Consider the following 12,622-nt stretch of genomic DNA (forward strand, 5'->3'; position numbering starts at 1 on the left):
CCCCTAGATTGACCTGTCGGCTCTGGATCTGATGGCATGGTGTGGCGGTCTTCGTACTGACCACGGACAGAAGCATGATCCTGGCGACGAGATATCGTTCAGAGGGACTTGACGATCAAAGGCCCATTACAGAAGCCTTACGGATAACCGAACCGTGACTTGGTGGCGCGCACCTGGGAGATCGCCCTGGCGTCATTGCCCGCGGCGCAACTCGTGCGGGCATTGGCAATCTCGGCACTGACGCGGCTGTGCACGCCCTTGGTGGTGTGGCCAGTTGCGAGGTCGTTATCCATCACCGCCTGGAAACGTTCGACCTCGCCCGAGCAGCCCGATCCGCTCGGCATGCGGAAGGTGCTGGGCGTCACGCCCGGTGCTGCCTGCTCCGGAGCCGGGGCGGGCGGTGGTCCTGCTGTCTGGCAGGCGGCGAGAAGGAAGCCGGCGAGGGCGGGGATCAAGAACGAAGTGGCGCGCATCGCATGCAGGCTCCGGCTGGCGAATGGCCGGGACAATGACCGATTCCCCGCGCCGTTCCAATCGCCTCCATTCGCCGTTCAGTCCGTCAGCAAGAGACGGGAGGCGGTCAGTGTCAGGAGCGCCGAGAAAGCGGCCGCCAGCCAGATTGCGTCGAGCCCGATCATGTTATGGGCGAAAGCGCCGGCAACCGCTCCGCTCAGCAGCCCGAGCCAGAGCGTGAAATGGCGCAGCCAGGCGAGTCGGGAGCCGCCAAGCAGGGCGCCGGCGATGCGTTGCCCCATCTTCACCAGCGTGCCGGTCATGTAGGTCAGTCCGATCGTGACCTCGCCGTCGCGCTGGAAGACGGCGTTTTCCATGCCCATGGCGATGGCGAGCATGGCGATGCTGATGCCGGTCTCTCCCAGCCTGCCGGCCAGGGCGGCAATGAAGAGGCAGGTCGTCAGAGCTGCCAGCACGGCGGCATGACGCTTTGCGCTGGCGAAATGTCCGACGAGCGAGCCGAGCACCACGCCGCCAATGAAGAGCATGATGATGCCGCCCGCCAGCGCGATGCCGCCGAGATGGCCGTTGGCGAGTTCGATCCCGAGCCGCGTCGTATTCCCGGTCATGAAGGACACGAAGAAACCGCCAAGGCTGATGAAGCCGAGCGCATCGACATATCCGGCAAGGAAGGTCAGCCCGACCGCAAGACCGATCGTGCGGCGGTCGTAGCGCATCATCGGATATTTCTCCCCAGCCTGCCCGACGATCGAATGCGATTCGCAGGGCGCGGACAACATAGGCCGCGCCAGCAGCTGCGGCTCGGGCAGGATAGTGAGATTGCGGCCGAGATGACGCCGCTAACTTCGCATGCGTCACATGCTTGCGCACCGCGGGTGCTTTCGGTTACATCGTGTCCAGTCGAACGAGGAACGCCCGTGGCCGCATCTGCCACCCATGCCTGGATCCTGAGCCGTGCTGCCGCACGGACGGTCGGCATGCGCGCTCCGCTTGGCCTTGGTCAGCTTCTTCTCCTTAGCCGCCCCTGAGGGCCGGCCGGGCATGCATGCCTGGGCGCTCAGGGGAGTGACGAGAACCGCCTTCCAGACCTAAAGCGCCCATCTGAACGACCGCGGCGCGACCCATTCAGGATCACGACCATGACCAACGCTTCCCAGACTGCATCCTCCAAGGACCGGGTGCTGATCTTCGACACCACTCTGCGTGACGGTGAACAATGCCCCGGCGCCACCATGACCTTCGAGGAGAAGCTGGAGGTCGCGGATGTGCTGGACGCGATGGGCGTCGACATCATCGAGGCCGGTTTCCCGATCGCGTCCGACGGCGATTTCGAGGCCGTCTCGGAAATCGCCAAGCGGATCAAGCGCGCAACGGTCGCCGGGCTGGCGCGCGCCATCAGCGCCGATATCGCTCGGGCAGGGGAAGCCGTCCGCCACGCGGTGAAGCCGCGCATCCACACCTTCGTCTCGACCTCTCCGATCCATCTGCAGCATCAGATGCGCAAGACCGAGGATGAGGTTCTGGAGATCATCACCAGGACCGTCGCCCAGGCGCGCAACCTGGTCGAGGATGTCGAGTGGTCGGCGATGGATGCGACGCGCACGCCGATCGAGTATCTCTGCCGGGCGGTCGAGACAGCGATCAAGGCGGGGGCGACGACGATCAACCTGCCCGATACCGTCGGCTACGCGACGCCGGACGAGTATCGCACCATGTTCAGCTCGATCCGCGAGCGCGTGCCGAACGCCGATAAGGCGATCTTCTCGGTGCACTGCCATAACGATCTCGGCCTGGCTGTCGCCAATTCGCTGGCCGGCATCGAGGGCGGTGCCCGGCAGGTCGAATGCACGATCAACGGCATCGGCGAGCGCGCGGGCAACGCGGCGCTGGAAGARGTGGTGATGGCGCTGCGGGTCCGTGGCGACGTGCTACCTTACGATACCGGCATCGAGTCGGCCATGCTGATGCGTGCGTCGAAGGCGGTTTCCACCGCCTGCTCCTTCCCGGTGCAGTACAACAAGGCGATCGTCGGTCGGAACGCTTTCGCCCATGAGAGCGGCATTCACCAGGACGGCATGCTGAAGCACCAGCAGACCTATGAGATCATGACGCCCGCCTCGGTCGGCGTGACCAAGACCTCACTGGTGATGGGCAAGCATTCGGGGCGCGCCGCCTTCCGCTCCAAGCTGAAGGACATGGGCTACGATCTCGGCGACAACCAGCTGGAGGACGCCTTCACCCGGTTCAAGGCCTTGGCCGATCGCAAGAAGCACGTCTATGACGAGGATATCGAAGCGCTGGTCGACGAGAACATCGCAACTGCGCATGACCGCGTGAAGCTGGTCTCGCTGACGGTGATCGCCGGCACGCGTGGCCCGCAGCGGGCCATGATGAAGCTGGATGTCGAAGGGCGCGTCGTCGCCGAGGAAGCCGAAGGCAACGGGCCGATCGACGCAGTCTTCAAGGCGATCAAGGCGATCGTGCCGCACGAGGCCCATCTGGAGCTCTACGACGTGCATGCCGTCACGGAGGGCACCGATGCCCAGGCCGAGGTTTCTGTCAGGCTCTCCGAGGGTGGTGCGTCGGTCACTGGCCGCGGCGCCGACCCCGACACTCTGGTCGCTTCGGCCAAGGCCTATCTCTCGGCGCTCAACAAGCTGATCGCGCGTGGTGCGCGCGTGCATGCGCAGGCGGCTGCGGAGTAGCTGCCACCCTTCAACTGCGGAGCCCGGGGCGAGACGATGAGTTCGTCCCGGGGGCTTGCGGTAAAGTGATGTTCCGGCTGTTTGTGACGAGACCGGTGATGCTTCGTCAGCCGGGCTTGCTACCTCTGGCGACCAGGGCCGGCGACGGCATGGCATAGATGCCGTTGCGCTCGTATGCGGAGACCCGTTCGCGCAGATATTCCTTGATCCTGGCCAGGTTCTCCGGACGCTGCAGGCGCAGGACAGCTGCGGCGCGGACCGTGCCGGATGAAATGGCGTCGATGATCGCGTCGGGAGATGAAACGCGCCAGACCAGCGGGACTTCCACGGTCGATATATTCACGAAACCGGCTCGGGCGAGCAACTGGGCGGCGAAGCCCGGTTCGCCATAGCTGAAGAAGTTGGGGCCGGGAGGCAGCCCCACGTCCAGCGAGCCATGAGCGTGGATCGCGTCATAGACCATCGAGAAACCGATGCACTTCGTCGCGTCGCTCCACGAGGCGTAGGCAAAGCGCCCGGCGGGTTTGAGAGTGCGGCAGGCCTCGGCCAGTGCCTTGTCCGGATCGGGCAGGTGGGGCAATCCGAAGGCGTTGAGGACGGCATCGAACTCACCATCGGCAAAGGGAAGCGCCTCGGCATTGCCCTCTACAAAGCGGATTCCCGGATAGGTCTGCTGCGCCAACCGAATCTGGACAGCGGAAAAGTCCAGGCCGACGGCGTCTGCGCCATGGTCACGCGCGGCGGCCGCCACATAGCCGACGCCACAGGCGACATCGAGTACCCTGTCTCCAGATCTCAGTTCGGCGGCGCGGATCAGTTCGGGGACGCAGCCCGACGTCACTTCGCCAAGGTTGCGATGATAGGCGAGCGCGACCGTCGCGGTGCCCCAGCCCGTATGCTCGAAATCCCCAAAGGCACTGGATGTGGCCATGAGCCAGGCCTCCCCATCACGCTCCGCTTGGCCGCGGTCGCGCGGCGGGCATAGGGACGCAGAATAGCACGACGCGTGCGAGACGTCCGCACGGTCTCACACCGGCCAGCCCTCGTCCGCCTTGATCGTCGCCAGCACGAAGGAGGAGCGCATGTCCGCGACACCCGGCAGGGTCAGCAGGCGCTGCATCGCGAATTCGCCATAGGCCTCGATATCGTCCGCGACGATATGAACGAGCAGGTCGCATTCGCCGGTCATGGCCTGGCAGGAGATCACCTCCTCGAAGGATTTGAGCTTCTCGACCAGCCGGGTCCTCCAGTCGGGGTCGGATTGCGAGAGCTTGACGAAGGCATAGGCTTCGACGCCGTGGCCTAGGGCGCGGCGGTCCAGTTCCGCGCGGTAGCCGGTAATGATGCCGTCCTCCTCCAGCGCCTTGAGCCTGCGCAGGCAGGGCGAGGCCGCCATGCCGATCTCTTCGGACAGAGCTGCGTTGGTGATCCGGCCGTTACGCTGCAGGGCGCGCAGGATCCGCCGATCGGTCTCGTCGAGTCGAGACGGGTTTGCAGGGCGGTGGGGCATGATCGGACCTCAATCCACTTATTCGCGTCATATCCTGCCAACAAACGTGTCGAAGAACAAGAAATGGTCAGGACATGACCGTCGGCTCTGCGCATCCTTCCTTCATGCAAGGGAGGTGCGCCATGTCGACCGATCCGTTCTCCCGCTCCGGCTTGAAGCCGCATGAAATACCGGAGGATTTCGTCGTCGATCAATGTTTCGACGCCTATTCGCGGGCTGATCATGAAACCTGGTCGCGGCTGCATCGACGCCAGGCCGAGTTGCTCCGCGGTCGCGTCTGCGACGAATATTTCGAGGGGCTCACTGCGCTTGGCATCGCTGCCGATAGCATTCCCGATTTTCGCGACCTGAACCGCGTGCTCGAAGCGGCGACCGGCTGGACGGTCGTGGCTGTGCCGGGGCTGGTGCCGGACCGGGTCTTCTTCACGCATCTGGCGGCACGCCGCTTCCCAGCGGGCTTCTGGATCAGGCGGCCAGAGGAGTTCGACTACATCGAGGAGCCGGATATCTTCCATGACATCTTCGGCCATGTGCCGCTGCTGATGAACCCGTCCTATGCCGATTTCGTCGCGGCCTATGGCGAAGCGGGATTGCGCCTGCATGATGCCGCCGATCTTGCGCGGCTGGCGCGGCTCTACTGGTACAGCGTCGAGTTCGGGCTGATCGAGACCAAGTCCGGCCTGCGCATTTTCGGTGCCGGCATCGCCTCCTCGCCGGGGGAGACGATCTTCGCGCTCGAGAGCACATCACCCAACCGCATCGCCTTCGATGCGGTCCGCGTGATGCGTACGCTCTACCGCATCGACGATTACCAACAGAGCTATTTCGTGATGCCCGGCTTCGACGCCATGCCGGCGCTTGATGAAACATCGCTGGCGATGACCTTGTCCCAGGCGCGGGCCGGGGCCGATATCGATCCGGAAATGGCGCTGCCGGCGGATCGTCTCTTCCAGCGTGGTGATCAGAGCCACCATCGGCAAACGCAGATCGCCTCCTGAGCTGCCGGGGAGAGCCGGTTTTCCCCCGAAATCACAGCGATTTCGCTGCCGCCGTCTTGGCGGCGGCAGCGCGCTTGCCTTCTATGTCCCTTCGTGACGCGAGCATGGTCGCGGCTTGGCTGGGGAGCGTGAGGCATGGCTGGCTATTTTCCGAAATGGACATTGAAAACAACCGGCGCGGTGATGCCGGATGAGCGGCTGCCGACCGGGCAGACGATCGTCGCCGGGTTGCAGCACGTCGTTGCCATGTTTGGCTCGACAGTGCTGGCACCGCTGCTGATGGGGTTTGACCCCAATGTCGCGATCTTCTTCTCGGGCATCGCGACGCTGCTCTTCTTCGTGATCACCCGGGGGCAGCTGCCGAGCTATCTCGGTTCCTCCTTTGCTTTCATCGGCGTGGTGATCGCTGCGACGGGCTATGCCGGGGCTGGCCCCAACGCGAATATCGGGGTGGCGCTTGGCGGCATCATCGCCTGCGGCGCGGTCTATTTCGCCATCGGCCTGATCGTGCAGGCCGTCGGCACCAACTGGATCGAGAAACTGCTACCGCCCGTGGTCACCGGCGCGGTTGTCGCCGCGATCGGTCTCAACCTGACCGCGGTCGCGATGAACATGATCTCGGCGAGTCCCTATACGAAGTGGATCGCGTTGTTCACCGTCGTCGCGGTCGCGCTGGTGGCGGTGTACGGGCGCGGGCTGGCGCAGCGGCTGCCGGTGCTGATCGGCGGCCTCACGGCCTATGTAGTCTACGCCGCCACGGCCTCATCCTTCGGCGCTCCGACGATCGATTTTGGAAAGATTGCCGCTGCGCCCTGGTTCGGCTTGCCGAATTTCGTCGCACCGGTCTTCGATTTCAAGGCGATGGCGCTGATCGCTCCGGTCGCGATCATCCTGGTCGCGGAGAATCTCGGGCATATCAAGGGCATTGCCGTGATGACCGGCCGTAACCTCGATCCGCTGATCGGGCGCGGCTTCATGGCCGACGGGCTGGGGACCATCATCGCCGGGTCGGGCGGGGGCACGGGCGTCACGACCTATGCCGAAAACATGGGCGTGATGGCGGTGACGCGGGTCTATTCGACCCTGGTCTTCGCCGCAGCGGGCGTGATCGCACTGGTGCTCGGCTTCTCGCCCAAATTCGGCGCGGTGATCGGCACGATCCCGGTCGCAGTGCTGGGCGGTCTCGCTGTCGTCGTCTTCGGCCTGATCGCTGCGACTGCGGGCCGGATCTGGGTCGAGAACAAGGTCGATTTTTCTGCGCCGAAGAACCTCATCACTCTGCTCAAACGGGGTGGACAGGGCAGGGGGCGTTTGTTACACGCCCCCTGCCTGACGCGGTTCCGGCCGGCAGAAAGGCAACGTCTTCGTGGCGTATGGGTGATTAGCTCAGTTGGTAGAGCAGCTGACTCTTAATCAGCGGGTCGTAGGTTCGAGCCCTACATCACCCACCACGAAATCAAGAACTTAGCAGGCGACTGAATGCCAACGTAGTCGTGCAGGTTCTTCTCAGGTTCTTCCCGGGAGTGGCTGTAGCCAAGTGGCCGCTGCGCCAGCCACTCACGATGAATTCGTGGCTTGTCCAGATCTTGATGCGGCGCACGAGGAAATGCTCTGGACCGCAGTCCTCAACGCCGCGCGTGGTGCATCGAAGTCGTCCTCGTCACGCAACCTGGAGGCAGGGCCTTGGCGACCAGGGAATCCTGGTCCCCGCGGCGATGCGCCGGGTGATCGATGCCGCAAAGGATCCCGGACTGTACGTTCGCGTCAGCAGCTACGGGACGGCACTCAGATCACAACTCGCGCTCTTCGTGCGCTAAACCGGGCGGCCCGGATACGATAAAACGACACTGACACTACGTTTCCCGGCCGGTTTGGTTGCGCCGGCTTTGACGGCGACCGGCCGACTGCTCCTTGCCTATGCGCTGGCGCCAGCGGGTGAGCGAAGAACGCTCGAAGGTCAGTTCGTGCTGGAAGAACTCCTCGCCGCAAGAGAACTGGAAATACGGATTCTGGACCCAACGCTCGCACAGCGCCTCCTCGGACGGGTCGTGCGCCGAAGGACCGCAGCAGGTAGCTCCAGTCAATCGTCCGCGCCAGCCGGACCAAGGCATGGTCGAGGGCAATGATCTTGTCGAGCCGTGCCCGGAACAGATCACGCTGACCGCTCTCCACCGGTTCCATCGGCCGCATCCAAGCCACTCCATCGCCGTCCGTGACGGAGATGGAATCAGGGTCTGACGCTCAGATCGAATTGCAAGACAACTACGGGCGAAGCTGCCTAATCGGCAAAAATCGACGACTTCAGAGCCCTCAATCCAATCGTAATATCAATCGCCTGCCGATTCTGCACGGGCGACTAATCGGCCAGAGTCCCGCGTCCGCGAGAGACCGCGGCCGTGCTCCGCCCGAGACGGTGTCCGGCACTTTCAGTCCTCCCGCTTCGTCAGAAGCACGGAGTTGTGGTATCATCCGCCGCTTCGCCGCCCGGCGTGGCTTTGTCCGCGCTACTGGCGAGCGTATCGCCTGCGGTCACGCCCCAGATGAAGTCGCTTCCGCCTCCGCCCGGAAGGGCGTCGTCGCCAGCGTTGCGGATCGTATGGTCGACGGGGGCATTGGCGGCGAACACCAACATATCGTCCGCCGCTTCTCCGCCCGGCGCGACTTTGTCCGCGCTGCCGGTGAGCGTTTCGGCTGCGGTCAAGCCCCAGATGAAATCGCTTCCGCGTTCGCCAGGAAGGGCCTCTTCTCCGGCGCCCTGGATCGTAGCGATGCGGCCATCGCGCGGCCCTGCATCAACCTCGGCGGCGAGGGGCGTCGCAAAGTCCCCAAAGCCGGAGGCCAGTGATTCATAGACTCCGGCCTGACCGAAGCCGACGATGTCGGCCTTGCCGTCCCCGTTCACATCGGCCAGCTCACGCTTGTAGAGGTCGTCGCTGYTCCACYCGCCGGCGCCCGGCGCGAAGCCAGCGAGTKCAAARGTGGGCGCTGCAAAGTGCCCAGAGCCGGTGGCGAGTGATACATAGACCCCCGCTTGACCGAAGCCGACGATGTCAGCCTTGCCGTCCCCGTTCACATCGGCCAGCTCGCGCTTGTAGAGGTYGTCGTTACTCCAATTGCCGGCGCCCGGCGCGAAGCYAGCGAGTTCAAARGTGRGCGCTGCAAAGTTCTCGACGACATCGGTTACCGAAACCGCGATAGCCTGAGTGTCGATGCCGCCGTGGCCGTCTGAAGCCTGAACAATAACGTCGTAGACATTATTGCCGCCCGCGTCGGTCGGCAGCTCAAAGTTCGGCGCGGTGACGAACGATAGCGCTCCTGTCGATGAGCCGATCGTGAATTTGCTCGCGTCCGCGCCACCAATGATCGAGTAGCTCAGCGTTTGGCCGGCCTCAGCGTCAGCTGCGATGACGGTCGTCACCGCCGTGCTGTTCTCGGCGACCCTAACCGTCGCCGTGTCCCCGCCAGCATTCGACGTGATCACCGGCGTATCGTTCACCGGCGCGATGCTCAGGGTGAAGGTGTCGGAGATCGAGACCGAGACCGAGCCATCGCTGGCGGTCACCTTGAGATCGAGTGAGCCGTTGAAGTTGAGCGGCGGCGTGCCCGAGAAGGTGCGGGTCGCGGCATTGAACGTGACCCATGCCGGAAGGGCCGAGCCGTCGCCCAGGCTGGCGCTGTAGGTCAGCGTATCGCCATCGACGTCCGAGAATGCGCTCGCAGGGATCTGGAAGCTCCAGGTCTGATCTTCGGAGACAGACTGATCGGCGATCGCATTGGCCAGCACCGGCGCGTCRTTGGTGCCGGTGAGGGTGATGGTGACGTCCTGCGTCGCCGTTCCGCCATGGCCGTCGTTGACCGTGATGGTATAGGTCTGGGTCCGCGTCTCGCCTGCCGCCAGAAAGTCGATGGCGGCGTCGGCGACCGAGAAGGTCCAGCGGACGATGCCTTCCCCGTCCCCGGCCCCGGCCGTGGCGTTGGCGACAGTGGCGATCAGCTGACCGACATAGGCGCTTCCAGCCGGTGTCGCCACCGACACCGTGTGGCTGTCGGAAAGATCGGCATCCAGGAACGGGATCTCGCCAGTGACGGTGCGCGGGGCAGCGCTCCCGGTGACGCCTGCCGTTTCGGTGAGGTTTCCGGCTAGGTCGCCGAGCGAGATGGCGTCGACCGCGATGCCGCCCGCCACGTCGATATTGGTGAACCAGCCGTAGCGGTTGCCACCCACGTCCGAGATCGAATCGGTCGTCGAGAGCGTCTGYGTGAAGACGATAGCGCCGGTGGCGTCGATCAGCTTCAGCTCGACCGCGAGATGGCCGGCGACATTGTGGAAGACGTGTTGCAGCGTGAACCAGCCGCTCTTCGGAATTTCGGAGTGCGCACCCAACTCCAGATCCTGGAGCGGATCGAAGTTGGTGTTGTTCGATGCGCCGACCAGGAGCTGCCCCGTCGAACTATCCTTGGTGACATGGAAAATGAAGTCACGCAGAGGCGAGCCGTCCGCCCGCGTCGCCGCGACCGAATAGTCGAAGCCTTCGCCGTCCGCCCAGTCAGTCTTGAGATAGACCTTCACCTTGCTGGTCAGGCCGTCCACGAAGTCGCTGCGATAGCCGTCAAAGCGGCTGAAAGGACCTGTGTCCTCGCTCTGGGTGAAAACCGCGTATTTGCCTCCGTCGGCGGTGGCTATTCCGTCATCGCCGCTGTCATGGATGACGATGTTTCCATGCCAGCCATTGCCGCGAGCCAGAATGCCTGCGTCACCAGCTTCGAAGCCCTGATAAAAGCCAAGCGTCGGCGCGTCGTTGGTGCTGTCGAACGGATCCGCGCTCGCCGCAACAACCAACTTGTCCGCGCCAGAGGTGAAGGTCGTTGTGGCCATAGGGTGATCCGATCTGTGTTGATTTTTGCAACTAGAGGCAGCGACACGGCGAGCGTCAGGCCCGATCCGGTTTCAGTCTGGCCTCAACAACTCTGTGGCTTCGAGGGAAGCTGATCAGCCGGTGCGGCACAGCTGAGTGCATAGGGCGGCAGACGACGATGCGTCTTGTTTACGTCCGCCAATGCCTTGATAACTCTTGCCACGGTAAAGCCGCGCCAGCAGCTTGACGCCATCGACCTTGAGCAACCCGCGCACTTCGTTTTCCAGATCGAGACGCCCCCGGCGGCAAAGCCTTGAGCGCACCCAGCGGCGTCTTCAGGCGCTGGCTTTCGAGGCTCTTCACACGAACCTCGCGATACCCGCCGGCCCGCAGGATCCTGCGCTACGCCGCGCGTGTCGCCACGATCGGCCTTGTTGAGCGGGCTCGACAGGGTCGTCTTGACCTGCCGGTCTCAAGAGCCACGCCCTCAACCCGGTCGGCAAATCTGCGGATGCTGACTGCGATCTCCTCGATCTCAAAAGCGACTGTGCGCTCCAGGCAGACTGCCCTCGCCTCGTCGACGATGCACAGCGACGAAACCTGACGGCCAACACCGACACCCGCGGAATGCGACATCTTCCTGCCTGAGACACAGCCCCCGCGGCCATGAACATCACAGGGAGCTCGCCTCCGTCTCGAAGATGAGCCCGGTTACGAATGATCTGGGGCACATCCCGATCCTCTCACGACCCGATACGGGGAGAGGCCATGCGAACGACGACGCTGGCGGCGGCAACCTCCGGTAGGCACAGGCGGCCGCGCTGGCGTCAGCGGATGAACCTGTTCGACACCGCCAGGCCTGAGGCCGGCGCCGTGCCGCTCTCGTTGTCGTAAAGGCACAAGACGCTGTCGGAGACGAACAAGACGCGAGTACGGCCTTCAGACTARCAAACACCGCATCAGTTCTCTCCTCATTGGGTATTTAAGGCATGACCACTCCAGGATCTCCCTATGCGCGCGCCCTGGGCCGCTCCCGGGCTGCGTTCCTGACCATGGGCATGATCTCGGGGGCGATCAACATCCTGACGCTCACCGGCTCCCTGTTCATGCTTCAGGTCTACGACCGGGTGCTGCCGAGCCGACAGGTCCCGACGCTGGTCGCCCTTCTTGGCGTTGTCGTCTTTCTATACGCTGTGCAGGCCGTCCTCGAGGCGATCCGGTCGCGCATGATCGCCCGCATCGGCCGGCGGCTGGACGAAGATCTGCAGGGCGAGGCCTTCCGGGCCACCGTCACGCTGCCTCTGCTCGCGAATGTCGGCCAGGAGCGGATCGATCCGGTCCGCGATCTCGACCAGGTCCGGCAGTTCGCCAGCTCTCCTGGCCCGGCCGCGCTGTTCGACCTGCCCTGGGTTCCGCTCTACCTCATCATCTGCTTCCTGTTTCATCCCTGGCTCGGCTGGCTGACCTTACTGGGCGCCGCTATCGTCTCGGGGCTCGCGATCTGGGGCGAATTGCGGGCCCGCAGCATCAATTCCGACCTGGTGAAAGCCGGCGCAAGACGACAGGCGATCGTCGATGGCGGCAGGCGCAACGCCGAAGTGCTGGCTACCATGAACCTCGCAAACCGGATCGAGCAGCGCTTCCAGGACGCGAACCAGACGTTCCTTGAGGCGACGCAGGCCGGCGTCGACCGCAATTCCTTCGTCAGCGCGGTCGTGCGCGGGCTGCGTCTTCTGCTGCAATCGCTGGTGCTGGCGCTGGCCGCCTACCTGGCGATCAGGCAGGAAATTTCGTCGGGCGCCATCATCGCGACCTCAATTCTCTCATCGCGCGCGCTCGGGCCGATCGATGCGACCGTGGCGCAATGGCGGTTGTTCATCGGCGCGCGCCAGGCCGCGACGCGCCTGCGGCGGGCGCTCGGCCTGCTCAATCTGCGCTCGCCTGAAACGCGCCTTCCTGCGCCGCGCAAGCAGCTCAAGATCGAGGGCGGGTTCATTGCTCCTCCCGGCGCCTCGCTGCCGACCGTGTCCGGCGTGCAGATCCTGGTCGAGCCGGGAGACGGGCTCGGCGTCATTGGAC

Annotated in this window: 9 protein-coding genes, 1 tRNA gene and 2 pseudogenes; 6 read left to right on the forward strand and 6 right to left on the reverse strand. The window is 64.2% G+C overall.

Annotated elements, in window-relative coordinates; genetic code table 11:
- Positions 1-137: 137 nt before the first annotated feature.
- Both AC1D34_RS32105 and AC1D34_RS32110 read right to left on the reverse strand, forming a co-directional pair.
- Positions 138-473, reverse strand: coding sequence for a hypothetical protein (locus AC1D34_RS32105; protein ID WP_441491561.1), 336 nt, complete (start codon positions 471-473; stop codon positions 138-140).
- Between the two features lie 78 nt (positions 474-551).
- A complete protein-coding gene (locus AC1D34_RS32110; RefSeq protein WP_476826413.1) occupies positions 552-1,193 on the reverse strand; it encodes a YoaK family protein in 642 nt (213 codons plus the stop codon).
- 420 nt (positions 1,194-1,613) lie between these two features.
- Here AC1D34_RS32110 and AC1D34_RS32115 point away from each other — a divergent pair, with 420 nt between their 5' ends.
- A complete protein-coding gene (locus AC1D34_RS32115; protein ID WP_069879891.1) occupies positions 1,614-3,179 on the forward strand; it encodes a 2-isopropylmalate synthase in 1,566 nt (521 codons plus the stop codon).
- Between the two features lie 106 nt (positions 3,180-3,285).
- Here AC1D34_RS32115 and AC1D34_RS32120 read toward each other — a convergent pair whose 3' ends face one another.
- Both AC1D34_RS32120 and AC1D34_RS32125 read right to left on the reverse strand, forming a co-directional pair.
- A complete protein-coding gene (locus tag AC1D34_RS32120; RefSeq protein ID WP_476826414.1) occupies positions 3,286-4,110 on the reverse strand; it encodes a class I SAM-dependent methyltransferase in 825 nt (274 codons plus the stop codon).
- Positions 4,111-4,206: 96 nt separating this feature from the next.
- Positions 4,207-4,689 carry an Lrp/AsnC family transcriptional regulator gene (locus AC1D34_RS32125; protein ID WP_476826415.1) on the reverse strand — a complete coding sequence of 161 codons (483 nt, stop codon included), beginning with the start codon at positions 4,687-4,689 and terminating at the stop codon, positions 4,207-4,209.
- A 122-nt stretch (positions 4,690-4,811) separates the two neighbouring features.
- Here AC1D34_RS32125 and phhA point away from each other — a divergent pair, with 122 nt between their 5' ends.
- From phhA to AC1D34_RS32140, 3 genes and pseudogenes are all read left to right on the forward strand, one after another.
- Positions 4,812-5,687 (forward strand): phenylalanine 4-monooxygenase, encoded by an 876-nt coding sequence (gene phhA / locus AC1D34_RS32130; RefSeq protein WP_476826416.1) that lies wholly within the window; start codon positions 4,812-4,814, stop codon positions 5,685-5,687.
- 135 nt (positions 5,688-5,822) lie between these two features.
- Positions 5,823-6,968 (forward strand): annotated as a pseudogene (locus AC1D34_RS32135) (solute carrier family 23 protein); the annotation flags it as partial.
- 94 nt (positions 6,969-7,062) lie between these two features.
- Positions 7,063-7,138: transfer RNA gene (locus tag AC1D34_RS32140), tRNA-Lys, on the forward strand.
- Positions 7,139-7,530: 392 nt separating this feature from the next.
- Here the strand turns inward: AC1D34_RS32140 and AC1D34_RS32145 are convergent.
- Both AC1D34_RS32145 and AC1D34_RS32150 read right to left on the reverse strand, forming a co-directional pair.
- Positions 7,531-7,877 (reverse strand): annotated as a pseudogene (locus tag AC1D34_RS32145) (IS5/IS1182 family transposase); the annotation flags it as partial.
- A gap of 253 nt (positions 7,878-8,130) precedes the next feature.
- Positions 8,131-10,563, reverse strand: a complete 2,433-nt coding sequence (locus AC1D34_RS32150) for a putative Ig domain-containing protein (RefSeq protein WP_476826417.1) — start codon at positions 10,561-10,563, stop codon at positions 8,131-8,133.
- Positions 10,564-11,311: 748 nt separating this feature from the next.
- On the opposite strand from AC1D34_RS32150, the gene AC1D34_RS32155 reads away from it, so the two are divergent.
- Together AC1D34_RS32155 and AC1D34_RS32160 are read left to right on the forward strand one after the other, a co-directional pair.
- The gene (locus AC1D34_RS32155; protein ID WP_476826418.1) at positions 11,312-11,437 is read left to right on the forward strand and encodes a hypothetical protein; all 126 of its coding nucleotides are present in this window, start codon (positions 11,312-11,314) and stop codon (positions 11,435-11,437) included.
- 95 nt (positions 11,438-11,532) lie between these two features.
- Positions 11,533-12,622 (forward strand): ABC transporter transmembrane domain-containing protein (locus tag AC1D34_RS32160; protein WP_476826419.1); only part of this gene is annotated, 1,090 nt, incomplete at its 3' end.

It is taken from the genome of Allobosea sp. P1_A7 (assembly GCF_056406775.1).